Source organism: Paracholeplasma brassicae (assembly GCF_000967915.1).
Taxonomy (GTDB): domain Bacteria; phylum Bacillota_I; class Bacilli_A; order Acholeplasmatales; family UBA5453; genus Paracholeplasma; species Paracholeplasma brassicae.
On the sequence record NC_022549.1, the window covers coordinates 318,963 to 341,158 of the forward strand.

The window sequence follows — 22,196 nt, forward strand, 5'->3', positions numbered from 1 at the left end:
TGTTTACTTGTATTTTCCTATTGAATTAATTATAATTAATACAACATTAGAGGTGAATTTATGAAGCTTTACAACTCCTTAAGCAATCAAATCGAACCATTTAACCCGGTAACAGAAAAGAAATTAAACATGTATGTTTGCGGGCCAACGGTTTATAATTATATCCACATCGGAAATGCCAGACCGGTCATTTTCTTTGACGTCGTAAAACGCTTATTTTCATACCTTGGCTATCAAGTCAACTACGTATCAAATATTACAGACGTGGATGATAAAATTATCCAAGAAGCTAAGAAATTAGGCATTGAAGAACAAAAGCTAACGGCGTATTTCGTTAAAGCCTTTAAAGAAGACGTGACTGCCTTAGGTTCAGATTTACCCAATCAAATGCCTCACGCAACCAACTACATCAATGAAATGGTGTTCTATATTAACGACTTGATTGAAAAAGACGCGGCCTACTTTAAGGGGGATACGGTTTATTTTAGAGTGAATCAATCAAAAGATTATGGTCGTTTATCAAACCAAATTCTGGAAAACTTAAACGTCGGTGCACGAATCGAACAAGATCAAAACAAAGAATACCCGTTTGATTTTACCCTTTGGAAACAAACCACAGAAGGCATCAGTTTTGATTCACCGTGGGGGAAAGGTAGACCTGGTTGGCATACCGAATGTGCGGTCATGAATCATGAAATATTTAAAGACGTGATTGATATTCATGGTGGTGGCTCGGACTTGAAGTTTCCACACCATGAAAATGAAATGGCACAAAGTTGTGCTCATGATAACCATCACTTAGCTAATTATTGGATGCACGTCGGTAGACTTGACTTTAAAGATGAAAAAATGAGTAAATCACTGGGTAACATTATTCTAGTAAAAGATTTATTAGAGGCATACGACTATCAAGCGTTTCGTCTTTTAGTGTTATCGCATCATTACAGACAGCCAATCAATTATTCCGATGCGTTAATGAAACAGTTCGATAATGAATGGCAACGAATCAAACGTGCGTTAAAACAAGCGTTTGTTGAAATTAGCATTAAACATTTCCAATTAACGGATAAAAATGAGGACGCAATCAACTTATTTGTCGATCACATGTGTGATGACTTTAATATCTCTAATTCAATGACCGTACTATACGATCAATTAAAAGCGTTAAATCGTTCGAAAGACATTAAAGAGATCGCTCGACTATTCAACACAATCATAACTATGTTGGAGTTACTTGGTATCAAAATGGATTTAGTCCCATTAACGAACAATCAAATTGAACTTTATAACGCTTGGCAATTAGCACGAAATGAAAAAAGATACCAAGACGCGGATGTGATTAGAAATCGATTATCAGAAGAAGGTATTCTATGATTGAAGCCAGACTTTTAAATGGGGTGGCTTTAGCCTACATTGGTGATTCTTATTACGAGTTATCAATCAGAAAATACTTATTGTCTTTGGGTCTTACGAAGGTAAATGAGTTACATAAAAAAGCGATTAAATATACCTCTGGTAGTAATCAATCTGAAATCATTCTAAAGATGATGGAAACAAACTATTTAAGTGAAGATGAAATTCTATATTATAAAAAAGGGCGCAACGCAAGTGGTCCTGGTAGAAAAAACATTGACATGCAAACCTATCATAATTCGACGGGTTTTGAAGCGATGATCGGCTATTTATATTTAGAAAATAGTCAAAGAGCCGATGAGGTCATCAAAAAAGCCATTGAACTGGTGAACGAAAAGGAGGGTCTCTATGTCTAAAGAAGACGATTTAAAACAAGAAGTCAAACAATTAAAACGTGAAACCGACATAAACGCTGGCCTTTCGACACTAGATGTGGAAAAACGTATCACCGATGGGCTTGTAAACCGGACAAATCAAGGTAGTACAAAGACAATTAAATCGATCATTCTATCAAACTTAATTACGTTTTTCAACCTATTGAATTTCGCAATCGCAGGGTGGTTGTTATCGGTTGGTGCTTATAAAGATATTGTCTTTATGGCGATTGTTTCAGCCAACATTACCATTGGGATTATTCAAGAAATTAAAGCGAAAAAGACCATTGATAAATTGTCTCTTTTATCCGCGCCTACTGCCGTGGTATTAAGAGATTCTGAACTACAAGAAATCATGATCAGCGATTTGGTGATGGACGATATTCTAAAACTATCGGTCGGTAAACAAATCAGTGCGGATGGGATTGTAAGAAGTGGATCGATTGAAGTCAATGAATCATTATTAACGGGTGAATCAGATCCAATCATAAAACGACCTGGGGATGAATTGTTCTCCGGAAGCTTTGTTGTCTCAGGGAACTGTTTGGCTCAGGTTTCAGCTGTAGGTAAAGACGTGTTTGTTGAAAAACTGACGAAACAAGCTAAAAAATACAAACGTCCAAAGTCGGACTTATTAAAATCGTTAAAACTGGTTATTACTGTCGTGGCAATCATCATTTTACCGATTGGTTTTTCACTCTTTTACATGCAAATGAATAACCTAGATGGTCAAGCGCATTTGTACGAACAGGTGGTTCGTGGGACCGCAGGCGCAATGATCGGGATGATTCCCTCAGGGCTATTCTTATTAACCTCTGTGACACTAGCGGTTGGTGTATTAAGGTTAGCTCAAAACAACACACTGGTTCAAGAACTTTACTGTATCGAGATGCTTGCGCGTGTGGACACCTTATGTTTAGATAAAACAGGGACGATTACCGATGGCACGATGAGTGTTAAAAACACAATCGAGTACGTTAATCCAAGCGGCATGCAAGTTAAACGAGCAATCTCTGTGATTCTAGCGACCCTAGAGGATAAAAACTTAACCTCAGAAGCCTTAGAAGAGAAGTTTGGGATTGCACAGAAGAAAATCAAAACCAACGCCATCATTCCTTTTTCTTCTTCAAGAAAATTCTCTGCCGTTGAGTTTGATAAATATGGGACGTTTGCCCTTGGTGCACCCGAGTTTGTCTTAAAAAAAGAAGCGTTAGATAAAATATCGGATGACGTGGATAAAAACGCTAAAGAAGGCTACCGTGTACTGGTTCTAGCGCACTCTAAAGATCCAATTGATAAAGATAAAGCGCCAAATAACCTTGAAGCGATTGCCTTGATTGTGATTGAAGACACCATAAGACCAGACGCAATTCTGACAATTGAGTACTTCAAGAATCATGGGGTTGACGTGAAAGTCATTTCAGGGGATAACCCGATGACCGTGTCACACATTTCAAAAAGAGCTGGTATCGTTGATGCCGAAAGATATATTTCACTGGATGGTTTATCCGATAAGGAAGTTGCGAAAATAGCGGATAAATACACCGTGTTTGGTCGTGTTAGTCCATCACAAAAGAAGATTTTAGTACAATCTCTTAAATCAAGTGGTCGTACGGTCGCGATGACGGGTGATGGCGTTAATGATATTTTAGCGTTAAAAGAAGCCGACACCTCAATCGCGATGGCCTCTGGTAGTGAAGCCGCAAGAAACGTGTCACATTTAGTGCTTCTTGATTCAAACTTCTCATCCATGCCAAAAGTGGTTAGTGAAGGTAGACGAGTCATCAATAACGTTCAACGAGTAGCGGTATTGTTTTTAACAAAAACCATTTTCTCATTCATGCTTGCGATGATCGCCTTACTATCAAAAGGGAGTTACCCAATTACACCTTCTCAGTTGTTTATGATTGATTTCTTAGTCATTGGGATTCCATCATTCATTTTAGCACTTGAACCAAATAATAACCTAGTCAAAGGTAAATTCTTATTTAACGTTTTAAGAAGGGCTTTGCCTGGGGCAATTGTGGTGACATTAAACACCGTGATTATTTTTAATATGAAAAAATTGATCGCGATGACGGATCAACAAGCATCCACCATCATCGTTATTTGTGCAACCTTCACATCCATGATGGTCTTGTATCGGGTATTAAGACCGTTTAATGGGTTACGTCGGTTGTTATTTGCAATCATGTTTACAATCTTTGTTGTGGCTGTGATTGTTTTCCCGGGGTTCTTTGAGTTTAACTCGTTATGGCAAGATTATTATAATCAAGACACTGGGGCACTTGTGCCTAGACTACCAATTGCACACCTTTTGTTAATGATTGTGTTAATTCAAGCAAGTTTACCATTAATGAGTATTGTTTCTAGTATTCCATCGATGATTCGAAAAGGTGTTCGATTCATTTTAATCAAACTATCCAACATCTAAGGAGAACTACAATGATCATATACGGAAAAAACACCGTCAAAGAAGCGGTGCTAGCCAAACGAAAATTTCATAAGTTATGGCTGGATGAAAAAAACACAGATGCCAAAGTAAAACAATTTTTTGATTACAACACAATCAATTATCGAATGACTTCAAAACATGAGCTCAACCTCATGACAAAAGATCAAAATCATCAAGGGATGGTTGCGGAAGTTGAAGATTATCTTTATACCCCATTAGAAAGCCTTTTTGATGGGACAATTAAACAGGTATTAATCCTAGATCAAGTGGAAGACCCACATAACCTAGGTGCAATCATAAGAAGTGCTGAGGCGGTTAAGATTGATGCGATTATCATTGCGAAAAATCGTAGCGCTGAAATCAATCCAACCGTGGCTAAAATCGCCGTTGGCGCATTAGAATACGTTAAAGTGATCCAAGTGGGTAATCTTGTACAAACCATCAAGAAATTAAAAGACAATGGCTTTTGGGTGGTTGGTACGGATTTGGATACCGATAAAACGTATCATGAGTTAGACCCTAACGTAAGTCAAGCCGTCATCATCGGAAACGAGGGAACTGGCATGTCTAGGTTAGTCAAACTGTCTTGTGATTATTTAGTGAAGATCCCAATGGTAGGGAAAGTCAATTCACTAAACGCAAGCGTTGCTGCCGCATTGTTGATGTATCAAATGAAAAAATTATAGGAGGAATTATGTCGTACTACTACGCACACAACGATTATGAACTAATCTATTTGGTTCAAGATCAACAGGACATGGTGGCGTTAGATGTGATATTTGCTAAATACGACCGATTCATCTATAAAAAGATTTTATCGTTTCACATATACGGTTCAGAACAAGACGATTTTCACCAAGAGGGGTTAATTGTACTGCACAGAGCCGTTATGACATTTAAACCGGAATATAACAAGACATTCATGCGGTATTTTGAGGTGTTACTCGAACGAAAGTTTATCAATTTAACCAAAGCGAGAAAACGAAAATACGAGTGCGAGTCTTATTTAATTCAAGAAGAAATGACAAAACCAAAGTATTTGTTTTTTGAAGAACCGGTTGAGTACGTCATCCCAAAAATAAGTTTTAAGTCAGATATCGAACAACAAATTTATGAGGCGTATTATCAAAAGGGTTCTAAAATCGAAGAGATTGCTGGTGAATTAGACCTAAATACCAAACAAGTATATAATGCCATTTATCGAATTAAGAAAAAACTAACACAAATGGTTTGATTTATAGTATAATATATTGACGAAGTCACTTGTAAATGTTAAAATACATTTGCAAATGACCACAAAGGTGGTTTTTTTATGCGAGAAAAAGTAATATTAATTTGTGAAGAATGCTTAAGCAGAAACTACACAACAACGAAGAACAAACAAACGAATAAAGATCGTTTGGAAGTAAAAAAGTTTTGTGTGAAATGCAATAAGCATACAATGCACAAAGAAAGTAAATAGGAGGCTTTTTATGGCAATCAAAGCAAAAAACGTTGAGAGCAAAAGCAAATTGGTTGAAATTTTAACAACAGAATACAAGTGGGAAAATTTACTTTTAGGTATTTTGGCAACTTTATCAACCGCATTCTCAATCATGATTTTAGGTGGTATTTTAGTTGTTAATGACACGTTTCCTGTGATTGGTGACTACCCAATGGTATTTGCGGGTATTCTACTTGGAATTTCAATCCTTGGTTTACTATTAGTCATTTACCCGTTTTTCATCCCTGCAGTGCCAGAATTAAAGAAAATGTCTTGGGCAAATTGGCCAACGATGTTAGATGCAAGCGCAAGAGTTATTATCTTCGTTTTAGCATTCGCATTGATTTTCTTTGGTTTTGACTTATTAATCCAATTAATTATGGGGTACATTCTCTAATGTCAGATATGCCTCGTTGGTATATTGTTCAGACGTACTCAGGTTTTGAAACGTCTGTCAAAGAAGACCTTGAGCGTCGTATTGAAAGCATGGGGATGCAAAACTTGATTCACCGTGTTGTATTACCAGAAGAAACTTATCAAGAAAAAAAAGCGGACGGTACGTTAAAAGAAAAAGTACGTAAAATGTTTCCAGGTTATGTATTTGTTGAGATGATCATCACTGATGAATCTTGGCACGTGATTAGAAATACACCGAAAGTTACAGGCTTCTTGGGTTCAAGTGGTAATAGAACAAAACCAGTGCCAATTCCAACCGAAGAAATCAACCAAATTTTACTTAAGGTTGGTATCATTGAGAAACCAAGATTTAAATACGATATTGGTGAAAAAGTGGAAATTGTTACAGGTCCATTTGCCGGTCAAACTGGTGAAGTGATTTCATTTGATAATGACAAAGAAACGTGCGTGATTAACATTGAAATGTTTGGTCGCGGTACGCCAACTGAATTTTCTTTCTCAAATATCAAAGAACGATAACTAAAACAAGCGTAGAGTTAATTCAGGCATCTGGATTAACTCTTTACCATTTTAGAGAAGAGGTTTTTATGAAAGTTAATGAATTGATTGATCAAATCAAACAAACAAGTGATTATTCAGGTAACAAACCGACCTACATCGGGATACTTCCAAACGATGGCGGTATTATCAATACGTTTCCACAGGCGATTTTGACATTTGATGAAACAACATTCAACGTTTATTTGTTTGATGGTTTAATTCGATTGAAATATGCCGGGGAAAACTATCGTTTTTCATTTAGTGATTTAAGAGAAATTGAACTTGGAAAATACAATTTCAAAGAAAGATATATTAAATTGGTTTTTAGTGATACACGTTTTATTGCGTTTAATTATCGTCTAAAAGTTAAGGACTTCGACGTTCAAAAAGAGAATATCGAAGCATTTATAGATAAGTTGGAACAAATTTCAACATCTTCAAATTAAAGTGTTGACAATTCATGTCTCTAATGATAAAATCATAAGGCGTGTATGGATACACCGTAGTGGAAGGACAACTTAGGTTTTCCGTTGACCACATACTCGTAAACTAAAGGAGGTTGTGTCGCATGGCTAAAAAGCTCGTTAAGGTAGTTAAATTACAAATTGCAGCAGGGAAAGCAAACCCAGCGCCACCAGTTGGTCCAGCGTTAGGGCAAGCAGGCGTAAACATTCCATCGTTTTGTTCTCAATTCAATGAAGCAACAAAAGACAAGATGGGTTATATGATTCCTGTTTTAATTAGTGTATATGATGATCGTTCATTTACATTTGTAACAAAAACACCACCAGCAAGTGACTTAATTAAGAAGGCAGCTAACATTCAAAGTGGATCAAGCAATGCTAAAAAAACTAAAGTTGCTAAGATCACACGTGAGCAATTACGTGCAGTCGCTGAAATGAAAATGCCAGATTTAAACGCTTATACTGTTGAAGCAGCAATGAATATTGTTGAAGGAACAGCTAGAAACATGGGCGTAGTCGTCGAAGACTAAAACAGAATTACATTAATTTAGATAACTAGCATCTAAATTGTGGGAGGATATCCCGCTAGACCACATTTTAGGAGGAAATAACATGAAAAGAGGAAAAAAATACGTTGAAGCGGCTAAACTTGTCAATAAAGACAAACGTTATAGCACGTCTGAAGCGTTCGACTTAGTTGCAAAAACATCAACTACGAAGTTTGATGCAACAGTTGAAATTGCTTTTCGCTTAAACATTGACCCACGTAAGGCTGAACAAAATCTTCGTGGCGCAATCGTTTTACCTCATGGAACCGGAAAGACACAACGCGTTGCAGTAATTGCACGTGGTGATAAAGCAAAAGAAGCTACTCAAGCTGGCGCTGACTATGTTGGTGATTCAGACTTGATCGCTAAAATTGCTGGTGGATTCTTTGATTTTGATGTCATGGTAGCAACACCAGACATGATGGCTGAACTAGGTAAACTAGGTAGAGTTTTAGGTCCAAAAGGCCTAATGCCAAACCCTAAGACTGGTACAGTTACAATGGACGTAGCAAAAGCAGTTCATGAAATCAAAAACGGTAAAATTGAGTACCGCGTTGACAAAGTTGGTAACATCCAAGCACCGATTGGTAAAGTATCATTCGGCGCTGAGAAATTGGCTGACAATGCAAAAGCAATTTATCAAACAATGAATCGTCTAAAACCAACGACCGTTAAGGGTGTATACATGAAAAACATCACTGTATCATCAACAATGGGACCTGGTATCCGTCTTGATGAAGAATCATTAAAAGGATAATTAACAAAATCTAATTTGCCAAAGACAGCAAGTGCGTAAGCTTAATTTCTTGCCGAGGACTAAAAATGACTATTTTTAACCCTCTTTTGTCTTGGCTTAAGAGGGTTTTAATTTTAAATCACATAAGGAGGAAGCCAAATGAAAAGTTCTATCTTAGAACAAAAACAAAGTCAAGTGGCAGCTCTTGTCGAAAGAATCAATTCTGCAAAGACGATCGTTGCGTTTGATTACCTAGGACTAAGCGTTGCAGCATTTACTAAATTACGTAACGAATTACGTAAAGAAGGATGTGATGTTGCCGTATTCAAAAACAACATCGCACGTCGTGCAGTAACTGATTTAGGAATGGAATCTCTTGCAGAGGCATTAGTTGGAGGTAAAGCATTAGCGTTCGGTTACACAGACGTTATCGCACCAGCTCGTGTGGTATACACATTTGCAAAAGACAATCCAAAAGTTAAAATGAGCGTAGGTATCATTGAAGGCAAAGCAGCAACGGCTGAAGAAATTACAGCGTTAGCAACATTACCATCATACGAAACATTATTAACACAATTAGCAGCAGGTCTATTAATGCCATTACGCGAATTAGCGATTGGATTAAACATGATCTCAAGCGAACAAGAAGCAGCCTAACCAATTTTTAAAAACAATACACTACAAACTTAAAGGAGAATAAATTAACATGGCTAAATTAACAAAAGCAGCTTTTATTGAAGCATTAAAAGAAATGACTATTCTTGAAATCAAAGAATTAGTTGACGGACTAAAAGAAGAATTCGGTATTGACCCATCTGCAGTATCAGCAGCTCCAGCAGCAGCTGCAGCAGTAGTTGAAGAACAAACAGAATTCAATGTAATCTTAAAATCATTCGGTGCTAACAAGATTGCAGTTATCAAAGTAGTAAGAGAATTAACAGGTCTTGGACTTGCTGACGCTAAGAAAGTAGCAGAAACTGCTGACGCTGTTGTCAAAGAAAACGTTAAGAAAGAAGACGCTGAAGCGGCTAAAGCAGCTTTAATGGAAGCTGGCGCAACTGTTGAAATTAAATAATTAACAACATCGAATAAACCTGAGTACACCTCAGGTTTTTCGCTTTATACTGAGGTAACATATGAGTGGACATTATTTTAAGAATAATCCAGCGTTAAAACATGCTTACCAGTCGTACACAATTGAACTTAACGGTCATCAGTACCGTTTTTTGACTGATGCAGGCGTCTTCTCAAAAACGTACTTAGATTTTGGGACAAGAAGTTTGTTAGACGTACTTGAAATTGATGATCAGGCACAAACATTCTTAGACTTGGGTTGCGGGTATGGACCGATTGGCATCTACGTGAAAAAGAACCATCCGAATCTAGAAGTCTATTCAAGTGATGTGAATGATCGCGCTGTTTTGCTGGCACAAAAGAATGCAACAGAAAACCAAGTCGTCCTAACAACCATTGTGAGTGACGGATTTAATCATCTAAAAAACACGTTTGACGTGATTACTTTAAATCCGCCAATCAGAGCGGGAAAAGAAGTCATTTTTAGATTGTACGACGAATCGTTTGAACATTTAACGATTGGTGGCAAACTTTGGATTGTGATTCAAAAAAAACAAGGGGCAGAATCAACCGTAAAATACTTAACAAATTTATTTGGTAATTGTATGGTTGTTGATAAAAATAAAGGGTATTACATCCTGGTTTCAAAAAAGAGCTAGATTTTACCTTGACATCTAGTGTTAGTTGTGATAACATAGTAAAATGCATAAAGATGCAAAACTTTATATAAATATATAAATGTCAAACCCAAGAAAAATGATAGGAGAGTGGCTATATGGGATATCGCACCGTACAATACGGGAAGAAAGCAGTTAGACGCAACTACTCAAAAATGCGTCACGAGATTGAGTTGCCAGACTTAGTAGAAATTCAAACGAGTTCGTTTGAATGGTTTGTCAACGAGGGGTTAAAAAACTTATTTGACGATTTATCTCCAATCGAATCTTATAACGGCGATTTTAAACTGTATTTCACGAACCACCGTTTCGAAGAGCCAAAGTATGGCATTACTGATTGTAAAATTAGGGATATTAACTATTCCAAACCACTTTTTGTCACTGTAAGACTAGAAAATATTCTTTCTGGTGCGATCATTGAAAAGCAACTTTTCATGGGAGACTTCCCATTCATGACGCCAGTTGGAACGTTCATCATTAACGGTGCAGAACGTGTTGTTGTATCTCAAATTGTTCGTTCATCAGGCGTATACTTCACGGGTGATTTTGACAAAAAGACCAATACACAACGCTATCTATCTCAAGTCATTCCGACAAGAGGTGCTTGGTTAGAATACGAAATGGGCGCTAAGAACATTTTTTATGGTAAACTAGACCGCTCTAAGAAAGTTAGCTTCACTTCAATGGTTCAAGCGTTCGGCTTTGACGGAATTGATGAAGTTAAACGTATTTTCCCAACTTACAAGAAAACGTTAGAAGAAACCTTCAAGAAAGATGAAAAAGAAGGTATTTTAGGCGTCGATGCAGCGATTAATGACTTGTATGCTAAGTTAAGACAAGGTGAAAAAATTCCTGTTGAAGCTGCTAAAGACTTCATTCGTTTACGTTTATTCGATCCAAGAAGATATGATTTAGAAGACGTTGGTCGTTACAAATTCAATCTTAAATTGGACGTGGCTTCACGTTTGATGAGTATTGCACAAGGTGTACCTTACCACAACAATCCAGTGGTCTATAAGTATGCTCAAGACGTCATCAATCCAATGACAAGAGAAGTCATCATTAAAAAAGATCAAGTCATCGATTATGATTCAATTCAATTACTTAAAAATAACAAAGATGCGATTAGAAAAGTATTACTTCCAAAAGAAAAGAGCCTTCAAAACGAAACGGAAACTGAAATTTTCGCCGTTAAGACCTCAGACTTATTTGAACAATACATTCATGAGACCATCTATACCATTCCAACCGATGAAAAAGAGCCTTATGTGTTAGTGAAGAAGGGTGCTAAAGTAACACCTGAACTTCGTAACCAACTCTACAAAAATAGAAATAACATCGTCTTTGAAAAGAATGATGGCAACACCACTTACTTTGAAAAAGACGCGCAACGCACTAAGTTAATCCTTGACCTATATGGCAAAATCGATAACGTCGAACCACTCGAATATCAAAAAGACATGACAGTTACTTCAAACATCGTTAACCTATTAACTGGTGAAATCGTTGTTGAAGCTGGCACGCCAGTGACCGCTGAGGTAAGACAGTTACTCTTAATGAACCGTGTTGGTTTAACTTATGAAGGACTTAAATATTTAAGAACATTCATCGACAAAGATATCTTACTAGCGGATGAAACCGTCTTATTCGAAGAAGGTACGTTAGTAACGGATGAAGTTTACTATCAAATTTACAAGCATATGAATTCGCTAAAAGATCTTAATGATTTAAGATATGCGACGGTTTATGCGAAATTTGATGTCGATATTCTAGATGATTACCGCAGACATGAAACAGCGGAACAAAAACTAGAACACAAACCACTTATCTTTGCTGGTCAAGAAATCACCGAAGATGATTTATTAGAACTTCAAAGACATCGTAATAAATTAGACGAACAAGTCATTAAATACTTCTTAGTCGTTGGTAAGAAAAACGAATTCTACCGCAAAGAATCACAAAGAAGAGATGTGTTTGTTGAAACCATCTTAGTGAAACCTGCAAAAGAAAAAGAAGATCCAAAAGAAATCATCGAAATTCTAGGTAACGATTCAAGAGAAGAACGTAACCACGTGACGGTTTCTGATATTATTGCCACAATGAGCTATTACTTGAATCTTTACGATAACGTTGGTGACTTAGATGACATCGACCACTTATCAAACCGCCGTCTACGTTTAATTGGTGAACTGTTAAAGAACCAATTTAGAATCGGTCTTGCTAAGCTTGAAAAGAACATTAAAGATAAGATGTCAACGGCAGACGCTAGAGAAACGACACCACAATCGTTAATCAATATCAAGCCATTAACGGCATCATTAAAAGAATTCTTCGGTAGTTCACAGTTGTCTCAGTTCATGGATCAAATCAATCCACTGGCTGAATTAACACAAAAACGTAGAGTTTCTGCTTTAGGTACGGGTGGTCTTGCAAGAGACAGAGCCGGTGTTGAAGTGCGTGACGTTCACGAATCGCACTACGGTCGTATTTGTCCAATTGAAACACCAGAAGGTCCATCAATCGGGTTAATTAGCTCACTTGCTTCTTACGCGAAGGTTGACCGTTATGGCTTTATTCAAACCCCATACTTAACCGTCGATTTTACGGATCCAAATAACCCAACCGTTTCAAATGAATACATTTACCTAACGGCTGGTGAAGAAGAAAAATTCGTTATCGCTTCTGCAAACTCCCCATTAGACGAACAAGGTCATTTCATTAATGATACCGTCATTGGACGTTTGAATGGTGCAACCAACGAATTTAAAATTACCGATGTACACTACATGGACGTCTCACCTAAACAAATTGTTTCGGTTGCGACATCAACCATTCCATTCCTAGAACACGATGACGCATCACGTGCCCTAATGGGTGCCAACATGCAACGTCAAGCCGTGCCTCTACTAGTACCAGATTCACCAATCGTTGGTACAGGGGTTGAATACCGTGCAGCAAAAGACTCAGGTAGTGCACTTGTTTCTTCAGTTGATGGCGTCGTCACTTACGCGGATGGTAAGAAAATTATCATCGCTGTGAAACCTGAGGCAAGCATTAAAACCCCAAGAGGAAAAGTGGTTTATGACCACAATGAAGAATTCAACTGGGAAGCTTATGACCTATTAAGACAAGCGAAAATGACTGACTTATTGGTATTTAAGAACTATGAGTTAACGCAATTCTTGCGTTCAAACCAAGACACAGCTATCCTTCAAAAACCAATCGTTGAGATCGGTGAAAACATCAAGAAGGGTGATGTGATTGCGGATGGTCCATCCATTAGTAATGGGGAATTAGCACTTGGAAGAAACGTTACCGTGGCATTCATGACATGGGAAGGCTATAACTATGAAGATGCCGTCATCATGAGTGAAGACCTAGTAAAATACGACGTGTATACCTCAATTCACATTGATGAACACCAAGTCGAATCAAGAGATACTAAATTAGGTAAAGAAGAAATCACTAGAGAAATCCCTAACGCCTCACTCGATGCGCTTAAATACTTAGATGACCGTGGGATTATCATTCCAGGTACCGAAGTTAAAGAAGGCGATATCTTAGTTGGTAAGATCACACCTAAAGGATTAAGCGAACCAACACCAGAAGAAAAACTACTACAAGCCATCTTTAATGAGAAGGCAAGAGAAGTTAGAGATACGTCATTAAAAGTACCTCACGGTGGTGGCGGTATCGTTCATTCAATCCAATATTTCTCAAAATCAAACGGCGATGAATTAGCACCTGGTGTTAATGAAGTTATCCGTGTCTATATTGTTAAGAAACGTAAAATTAACGAAGGGGACAAAATGGCTGGACGACATGGTAATAAAGGGGTTATCTCCAAAATATTACCAAGAGAAGACATGCCATACATGGCGGATGGGACACCAGTCGACATCATGCTTAACCCACTAGGGGTTCCTTCTCGTATGAACATCGGACAAGTACTTGAAATTCACTTAGGTATGGCAGCTAAAAAGCTTGGCTTAAAAGTTGCAACACCTGTGTTTGACGGTCTTGAACAAAACGATTTAAATGATATCTTAAAAGAAGCTGGTATGGCACCTGATGGTAAGCAAGTCTTATACGACGGACGTACTGGTGAACCATACGAAAATAGAATTTCAGTTGGTATCATGTACATGATCAAACTAAGCCACATGGTCGACGACAAACTTCACGCTAGAAGCGTTGGGCCATACACACTTGTTACGCAACAACCAATGGGTGGTAAAGCTCAAAATGGTGGACAACGTTTCGGGGAAATGGAAGTTTGGGCATTGTATGCGTATGGAGCTGCTCATACCTTAAAAGAAATTCTAACCGTTAAGTCTGATGACATCATTGGACGTAACAAAGTTTATCGTGCGATTACTGATGGTAAACCAATTCCAGAATCACACATCCCTGAATCATTTAGAGTATTAACAAGAGAATTACAATCCCTTGGCTTATACGTTGAATTAATTGATGCAGAGACCGGTGAAAACGAAGTGAATAAATCACTAGTCGATCAAACGAACCCATTTGATAGAAGAGGGGGCTTTTAAACATGGCGAAAGATAAGAAAAATATATCGATCAAAGAGTTAAAATTATCACAAGCAACCACGGATAACTTAAACCTATCTGGGATTGATTATTTGGATGATTTAAACACATTTACGCTAAAAGAATTAAAATTAATCTTAAAAACAGATCAATCATTTGAAGAAATGGTGCCTGTGTTAAGAAAATACGTGTTACCAGTTTTAATTTCAAATCTCGCCCTATCTTCAGAGCTTGAAGAAAGCTTAGAACAAAAAGGCATTACAAAGTTAGAAGACCTATTAGCAATAACAGAACCTGTGCTTTCTGAAGTGATCGCACAGGACGGTCTGCTTTACGATGAGTTAAACGACTTATTTGAGCTTTATGGCCATAAATTACCTGAAAAGACAAATATCGTTTCTGTCACGGAAAAAGCAGAAGAAATCGTTGATAATACGCCAATTAGTGTGGATGCTTATGTCAAAGCACAACAAGCCAACCCAAGATCAAAGGCGTATGGGTCTACGGACTATTCACACCTTAAGATTCGTCTAGCCTCACCACAAGAAATCAGAGCATGGAGCTATGGGGAAGTCTTAAAACACGAAACCATCAACTACCGTACACTAAAACCAGAAGAAGGTGGGCTATTCTGTGAGAGAATCTTCGGTCCAACCAAAGATTATCAGTGCGCTTGTGGTAAGAAACGTAACCTTGATAAAGGCCAAGTTTGTGACAAGTGCGGTGTTGAAATTACCGAATCTAAAGTTAGACGTGAACGTATGGGTCACATTGAACTTGAAGCACCAGTTGTTCATACGTGGTACTTAAAGAACTCACCATCACGCCTTGCGTTATTATTAGATATTAAAGCCAAAGACTTAGAAGAAGTGGTTTACTTAGCGTCTTATATCGTGGTAGATCCAGGCGATACTGGCCTAGCTAAAAAACAAATTTTAAGTGAAATGGAATATAACCAAAAATACGAAGAATTTGGCAACAAATTTAGAGCAATGACCGGGGCAGAAGCCGTTAAAAAGCTTTTACAAGACATTGATTTAGATAAGGAAGTTAAAACACTTCGTAAAAAACTCAAATCCCCTTCAAAACAAAAACGTGATCGTATCATTAAACGTCTTGAAGTGGTGGAAGCATTTAATAATTCAGACAACAAACCAGAATGGATGGTCCTTGATGTCCTTCCTGTGATTCCACCTGACATTCGTCCGATGGTTGCACTAGACGGTGGACGTTTCGCAACCACAGACCTTAATGACTTGTATCGTCGTATTCTAAACCGTAATAATCGTTTAAAACGTCAAAAAGAACAAATGGCACCACGTCTAATCATGAAAAATGAAAAACGTATGCTACAAGAAGCCGTTGATGCGTTAATCGATAATGCGAAACGTGGTAAAAAAGCGGTTGTTGAAAGAAACAGACACTTAAAATCACTTTCGGATATGTTACGTGGTAAACAAGGTCGTTTCCGTCAAAACTTACTTGGTAAGCGTGTGGACTTCTCAGGTCGTTCGGTTATTATCGTCGGACCAGACTTAGAGATGTACCAATGTGGTATTCCAAGAGAAATGGCAATCACCTTATTTAAACCATTTGTTTTAAAAGAATTAACCGATGCGTTAGGGTCAATTCAAGCAGCGAAACGTGCGTATGAAGAATTAAATGATGACGCATGGAGTGCCCTTGAAAAAGTCGTGATTGAGCACCCGGTATTACTAAACCGTGCCCCAACACTACACAGACTTGGTATCCAAGCGTTCGAACCAAAATTAATTGAAGGTAAAGCAATTCGCTTGCACCCACTTGTAACACCTGCGTTTAACGCGGACTTTGATGGTGACCAAATGGCGGTCCACGTCCCACTATCACACGAAGCTCAAGCAGAAGCTAGATTATTGATGCTAGCCTCAAATAACATTCTTAACCCGAAAGACGGTAAGCCAGTTGTTACCCCTTCACAGGATATGGTTTTAGGTAACTATTACTTAACAATCACCCGTAAAGGCGAGAAAAACGAAGGTCACTTCTATACCGGGTATAATGAAGCATACATGGCTTATAAGAATGGTGAAATTACCCTTCATACACAAATCGTATTTGATCCAAAAACCATTGGACATGCGTTTACTGAACAACAATTAAACCAATATTTAGTAACAACTTTAGGTAAGGTTATCTTCAACCGAATCTTACCAGAAAGTTTCCCATACATTAATGAACCAAGTGATGAGAACTTGTATGAAAAAACCCCAGATAAATTCTTCTTTAACAAAGGAACAAATGCCATCGAGTTTATTAATAACTTAGCAGAGGCTAATCCTTTTGGTAAGAAGTATTTAGGTAAAATCATTGCCCAAGTATTTAAAGAATTCCAAATCACTGATACATCTAGAATGCTAGACCGCTTAAAAGATTTAGGATTCCAATACTCAACGGTTGCTGGTATTACCGTATCTGCTTCAGACATGAACATCTACTCTCATAAAAAAGAACGTATTGATCAAGCAGAAACGAAGATTTCACAACTTGAAGAATACTTTGAAGATGGTGTGTTAACCGATCAAGAACGCTACAAACTCGTTGTTGACGAATGGAAGACTGCTCGTGATGACATCGAAGCTGGTGTTATGAAAGAGTTCGACCACAATAACCACATCTACATGATGTATGATTCAGGTGCGCGTGGATCGAAATCGAACTTCGCACAGTTACTTGGTATGCGTGGACTGATGAACAACCCAACCGGGGAAGTCATCGAAATTCCAGTTAAAGCGTCCTTTAGAGAAGGCTTGACCGTATCCGAATTCTTTATCTCAACCCATGGTGCGAGAAAAGGGTCAACCGATACCGCGTTAAAAACGGCGGAATCAGGTTACTTAACTAGACGTCTCGTTGACGTTTCACAAGACGTGATCATTGATCAAGAGGATTGTGGCTCATATAAAGGGGTAGTTATGGAAGCCGTTAAGGGTGAGGATGACAAAGAAGTGGTACCTCTATACGACCGTATCATCGGACGTTATACGTCTCAACCAGTCTTTGACCCAAGATCTAAGGAACTCATTATTGATAAAAACAAACTGATTTCAAATGAAATTGGTGAAGACATTATTAAAGCAGGCATTGAATCCGTTGAAATTAGAAGCGTTCTAACCTGTGACTCTGAAAATGGGGTATGTAAACACTGTTATGGTAGAAACCTTGCAACGAATAAATCCGTTGAAGTAGGGGAAGCCGTCGGGGTAGTTGCTGCGCAATCGATTGGTGAACCTGGTACACAGTTAACCATGCGTACATTCCATACCGGTGGGGTGGCATCTGCTGCCGATATCACCGCGGGTCTTCCACGTATTCAAGAATTATTTGAAGCAAGAAAACCTAAAGGACAAGCAACCATTTCAGAAGTTAGTGGTAAAGTTAGACAAATCGAAACAAAACAAGCTGGTTCAATCGTAACCATCTTAGGCGATTCACAAAACGGTGAAGAACCTAAAGAATACAAATACCAATTAGACGCAAATGCTCAAATACTTGTGAAAAAAGGCCAACAAATTGAAGCGGGCGAAAAACTAAACAAGGGTTCAATTCATCCAAAAGAATTGATTCGTGTGTCATCATCTGAAGCCGTGGAAAAATACATCGTCGAAGAAGTGCAAAAAGTTTATCGTTCTCAAGGGGTTGAAATTTCTGACAAACACGTTGAAATCATTGTTCGTCAAATGATTCGTAAGATTACCATCATTTATGAAGGTGATACGACATTACTACCTGGATCAAAAGTATCGATTGCTGAATTCAAACGTGCAAACTTTGAAGCATTCAAAAATCGTGTAAGACCTGCGGTAGGTCAACCAGAATTACTTGGTATTACTAGAGCATCGCTACAATCAGATTCATTCTTATCAGCGGCTTCCTTCCAAGAAACGACGCGTATCTTAACCGATGCAGCGATTAGAGGAAAAGTCGATGAACTTCATGGCTTAAAAGAAAACGTCATCATTGGTGGATTAATTCCAGCGGGTACCGGAATCTTGAAAGACAAATTCTTCCATTATGAAAAAGCAGAAGAGTTTGATGAAGAAGACGAATTAGATTTATAATATTTAAATTAGGATGGATGCCTCAATAAAAATTGGGGCATCTATTTTTTTAAATGAAGAGTTAAACAAATAATATTTTTTCTTGATTAAAAGTATTGACATTAAGAATCAAAAACGATATAATTAAAACGCTGTAAAAATGTTATGTCTAAAGGACAGTTTTGGCTAGTTACTACGCCAAAATATATTTTTTGAAAGAAAAAAGGAACACACGGATATGTGTTCTAGAAAGAAAGGAGATCAAATTATGCCTACTATTGCACAATTAGTTAGAAACGGAAGACAAGACAAAGTTACGAAATCTAAATCACCTTACCTTGGGATTGGATATAATAGCTTACAAAAGAAGGAAACTTCTTTAAACTCACCACAAAAACGTGGGGTTTGTGTCCGTGTTACAACCATGACACCAAAGAAACCTAACTCAGCACTACGTAAATACGCTCGTGTTAGATTATCAAACGGTATCGAAGTTAATGCGTACATTCCTGGTGTAGGTCACTCATTACAAGAACACAGCGTTGTTTTAATTCGCGGTGGACGTGTAAAAGACTTGCCAGGGGTAAGATATCATATCGTACGTGGTACCCTAGATACATCCGGTGTTGCTAACCGTAAACAAGCTCGTTCTAAATATGGCGCTAAGCGTCCAAAAGCTGGAAAAGCACCAGTTAAAAAATAAAAACTAATAAAAATCATATAGATTAATAATCTGAAAGGAGGATGTAAATATGCCAAGAAAAGGACATATTGCAAAACGTGACGTATTACCTGACCCAATTTACAATTCAAAATTAGTAACTAGAGTTATCAATACAATCATGTTAGACGGTAAAAAAGGTACTGCTCAAAGTATTCTTTATGGTGCGTTCGATCGCATTAAAGAAGAAACAGGAAGAGACCCAATCGAAGTATTTAATGAAGCAATGAAAAATATTATGCCAATCCTTGAAGTACGTTCTAGACGTATCGGGGGACAAAACTACCAAGTACCAGTTGAGGTGCGTCAAGAGCGTAAACAAACGCTTGGATTAAGATGGCTAATCAACTACGCTAGACTACGCCATGAAAAAACAATGGAAGAAAAACTAGCGAAAGAAATTATGGACGCTGCTAACGGTACAGGTGCAGCTGTCAAAAAACGTGAAGATACCCATCGTATGGCTGAAGCAAATAAAGCATTTGCTCACTATCGTTGGTAAGAAGGAGTATAAGTTATGTCTCGTGAATTCCCATTAAACAAAACGCGTAACATTGGGATTATGGCCCATATTGACGCGGGAAAAACTACAACTACAGAACGCATCTTATACCACACTGGGAAAATTCACAAAATTGGTGAAACGCACGATGGTGCGTCTCAAATGGACTGGATGGAACAAGAACAAGAACGCGGTATTACCATCACATCAGCAGCAACCACTGCTTTTTGGAAAGAACACCGCATCAACGTAATTGACACCCCAGGCCACGTGGACTTCACAGTAGAAGTTTCACGTTCCCTACGTGTATTAGACGGTGCCGTAACCGTACTTGACGCTCAAGCTGGTGTAGAGCCACAAACAGAAACTGTTTGGCGTCAAGCAACTGAATATAAAGTACCTCGTATTGTTTTCATTAACAAAATGGACAAAACAGGTGCGGACTTCGAATACTCAGTTAAATCAATTAGCAATCGTTTAGGAGTTAAAGCAAACCCTATCCAATGGCCAATTGGTGCAGAGACTCAATTCGAAGGTATGATCGACTTAATTACAATGAAAGCTTACTACTATGATGGTAACGCCGATGAAAATTCTGTCGAAAAAGAAATCCCAGCGCATTTATTAGATGTTGCTACTGAAAAACGCAATGACTTAATCGAAGCGGTTGCTGATTTTGATGAAGAAATTATGATGAATTACCTTGAAGGTGAAGAAGTCACTAACGAACAAATCAAACGTGCAATCCGTAAGGGAACCCTTGCAGTTGAATTCTTCCCAGTGATCTGTGGATCTGCATTCAAAAACAAAGGTGTTAAGAAAATGCTTGATGCAGTAGTTGACTACTTGCCTGCACCAACCGATATCGAATCGGTTATTGGTCATGACGAATACGGCGCTGAGGTAGTAAGACATGCTTCTGATGACGAACCATTTACCGCTTTAGCATTTAAAGTAATGACTGACCCATTCGTGGGACGTTTAACGTTCTTCCGTATTTATGCGGGTAGCGTACAATCAGGTTCATATATTTTAAATACAACCAAAGGTAAGAAAGAACGTCTAGGACGCTTACTACAAATGCATGCGAACCACAGAGTAGAAATTAAAGAAGCTTACGCTGGGGACATCGCAGCTGCGATTGGTTTAAAAGACACAACTACGGGTGATACACTTGCTGGTGAAAAAGATACAATCATTCTTGAAAGTATGAAATTCCCTGAGCCTGTTATCTCAGTAGCAATTGAACCAAAAACCAAAAATGACCAAGACAAGATGTCAAACGCTCTTGTTAAATTATCAGAAGAAGATCCAACATTCAGAACTTATACAGACCAAGAAACAGGACAAACCATCATCTCAGGTATGGGTGAACTTCACCTTGACATCTTAGTTGATCGTATGAAACGTGAATTTAAAGTAGAAGCGAACGTTGGTGCACCTCAAGTATCTTACAGAGAAACCATTGGTGGAACTGCAGATATTGAAGGTAAGTTCATTCGTCAATCAGGTGGTCGTGGACAATACGGTCACGTTTGGATTAAGTTTGAACCAAATCCTGGTAAAGGCTTTGAATTCGTTGACGCAATTGTTGGTGGTACTGTACCTAGAGAATACATCGGTGTGGTACAAAAAGGACTTGAAGAAGCATTGCCAAATGGGATTGTTGCAGGTTACCCTGTAATGGACATTAAAGCAACGCTATTTGACGGTTCATACCATGACGTTGACTCCTCTGAAATGGCTTATAAGATTGCGGCTTCAATCGCACTTAAAGCAACTAAGGAAAAATGTCAACCAGCACTTCTTGAACCAATCATGGTTGTGGAAGTTGTTTCACCTGAGGATTATGTAGGTAACGTTATTGGTGATATTACATCAAGACGTGGACGCCTTGAGTCACAAGAAAATAGAGGAAACGCCATCTCAATTAAAGCGATGGTACCACTATCAGAAATGTTTGGTTATGCAACCTCACTTCGTTCAAACTCTCAAGGACGTGCAACATTCGTAATGCAATTTGACCACTACGAAAAAGCACCGAAGTCAATCACTGAAGAAATCATTAAGAAGCGCAACGCGTAGACGCTTGCAAAATATATAAATTTGAGTTAAAATATAACTTGGATTAGAAAATAAATATAAATACAAATTATAAAG

Annotated in this window: 19 protein-coding genes and 1 other annotated feature; all 19 genes read left to right on the forward strand. The window is 38.1% G+C overall.

Annotated features, from left to right (window positions below; genetic code table 11):
- Positions 1–60 precede the first annotated feature (60 nt).
- Positions 61–1,374 carry a cysteine--tRNA ligase gene (cysS, locus tag BN853_RS01510; protein WP_030004175.1) on the forward strand — a complete coding sequence of 438 codons (1,314 nt, stop codon included), beginning with the start codon at positions 61–63 and terminating at the stop codon, positions 1,372–1,374.
- Positions 1,371–1,769: a Mini-ribonuclease 3 gene (locus tag BN853_RS01515; protein WP_030004176.1), complete on the forward strand. Its 399-nt coding sequence runs from the start codon at positions 1,371–1,373 to the stop codon at positions 1,767–1,769. Before cysS ends, BN853_RS01515 begins: the two co-directional genes overlap by 4 nt.
- The gene (locus BN853_RS01520; protein ID WP_030004177.1) at positions 1,762–4,221 is read left to right on the forward strand and encodes an HAD-IC family P-type ATPase; all 2,460 of its coding nucleotides are present in this window, start codon (positions 1,762–1,764) and stop codon (positions 4,219–4,221) included. Before BN853_RS01515 ends, BN853_RS01520 begins: the two co-directional genes overlap by 8 nt.
- Before the next feature lie 11 nt (positions 4,222–4,232).
- Positions 4,233–4,928, forward strand: coding sequence for a 23S rRNA (guanosine(2251)-2'-O)-methyltransferase RlmB (gene rlmB / locus BN853_RS01525; protein WP_030004178.1), 696 nt, complete (start codon positions 4,233–4,235; stop codon positions 4,926–4,928).
- A gap of 8 nt (positions 4,929–4,936) precedes the next feature.
- Positions 4,937–5,476 (forward strand): sigma-70 family RNA polymerase sigma factor, encoded by a 540-nt coding sequence (locus BN853_RS01530; RefSeq protein WP_030004179.1) that lies wholly within the window; start codon positions 4,937–4,939, stop codon positions 5,474–5,476.
- 78 nt (positions 5,477–5,554) lie between these two features.
- Positions 5,555–5,704, forward strand: a complete 150-nt coding sequence (gene rpmG, locus BN853_RS01535; RefSeq protein WP_030004180.1) for a 50S ribosomal protein L33 — start codon at positions 5,555–5,557, stop codon at positions 5,702–5,704.
- A gap of 10 nt (positions 5,705–5,714) precedes the next feature.
- Entirely contained in the window at positions 5,715–6,122 is a 408-nt protein-coding gene (secE, locus tag BN853_RS01540; RefSeq protein ID WP_030004181.1) for a preprotein translocase subunit SecE, read from the forward strand.
- On the forward strand, positions 6,122–6,661 hold the full coding sequence (gene nusG / locus BN853_RS01545) for a transcription termination/antitermination protein NusG (protein ID WP_030004182.1): 540 nt from the start codon (positions 6,122–6,124) through the stop codon (positions 6,659–6,661). Before secE ends, nusG begins: the two co-directional genes overlap by 1 nt.
- A 68-nt stretch (positions 6,662–6,729) precedes the next feature.
- Positions 6,730–7,128, forward strand: a complete 399-nt coding sequence (locus tag BN853_RS01550) for a hypothetical protein (RefSeq protein WP_030004183.1) — start codon at positions 6,730–6,732, stop codon at positions 7,126–7,128.
- A gap of 122 nt (positions 7,129–7,250) precedes the next feature.
- On the forward strand, positions 7,251–7,676 hold the full coding sequence (gene rplK / locus BN853_RS01555; RefSeq protein ID WP_030004184.1) for a 50S ribosomal protein L11: 426 nt from the start codon (positions 7,251–7,253) through the stop codon (positions 7,674–7,676).
- 82 nt (positions 7,677–7,758) lie between these two features.
- Complete coding sequence (gene rplA / locus BN853_RS01560; protein WP_030004185.1) at positions 7,759–8,451, forward strand: 50S ribosomal protein L1; 693 nt, start codon at positions 7,759–7,761, stop codon at positions 8,449–8,451.
- Positions 8,452–8,571, forward strand: a sequence feature (ribosomal protein L10 leader region).
- Positions 8,572–8,589: 18 nt separating this feature from the next.
- A complete protein-coding gene (gene rplJ / locus BN853_RS01565) occupies positions 8,590–9,087 on the forward strand; it encodes a 50S ribosomal protein L10 (RefSeq protein ID WP_030004186.1) in 498 nt (165 codons plus the stop codon).
- 49 nt (positions 9,088–9,136) lie between these two features.
- Positions 9,137–9,505 (forward strand): 50S ribosomal protein L7/L12, encoded by a 369-nt coding sequence (rplL, locus tag BN853_RS01570; RefSeq protein ID WP_030004187.1) that lies wholly within the window; start codon positions 9,137–9,139, stop codon positions 9,503–9,505.
- 61 nt (positions 9,506–9,566) lie between these two features.
- Positions 9,567–10,163, forward strand: a complete 597-nt coding sequence (locus BN853_RS01575; RefSeq protein WP_030004188.1) for a class I SAM-dependent methyltransferase — start codon at positions 9,567–9,569, stop codon at positions 10,161–10,163.
- A gap of 116 nt (positions 10,164–10,279) precedes the next feature.
- The gene (gene rpoB, locus BN853_RS08795) at positions 10,280–14,734 is read left to right on the forward strand and encodes a DNA-directed RNA polymerase subunit beta (protein ID WP_030004189.1); all 4,455 of its coding nucleotides are present in this window, start codon (positions 10,280–10,282) and stop codon (positions 14,732–14,734) included.
- Between the two features lie 2 nt (positions 14,735–14,736).
- Positions 14,737–18,834 (forward strand): DNA-directed RNA polymerase subunit beta', encoded by a 4,098-nt coding sequence (gene rpoC / locus BN853_RS01585; protein ID WP_030004190.1) that lies wholly within the window; start codon positions 14,737–14,739, stop codon positions 18,832–18,834.
- 247 nt (positions 18,835–19,081) lie between these two features.
- A complete protein-coding gene (gene rpsL / locus BN853_RS01590; RefSeq protein ID WP_052591120.1) occupies positions 19,082–19,516 on the forward strand; it encodes a 30S ribosomal protein S12 in 435 nt (144 codons plus the stop codon).
- 49 nt (positions 19,517–19,565) lie between these two features.
- Complete coding sequence (gene rpsG / locus BN853_RS01595) at positions 19,566–20,036, forward strand: 30S ribosomal protein S7 (protein WP_030004192.1); 471 nt, start codon at positions 19,566–19,568, stop codon at positions 20,034–20,036.
- 15 nt (positions 20,037–20,051) lie between these two features.
- The gene (gene fusA / locus BN853_RS01600) at positions 20,052–22,121 is read left to right on the forward strand and encodes an elongation factor G (protein WP_030004193.1); all 2,070 of its coding nucleotides are present in this window, start codon (positions 20,052–20,054) and stop codon (positions 22,119–22,121) included.
- The last annotated feature ends 75 nt before the right edge of the window (positions 22,122–22,196 follow it).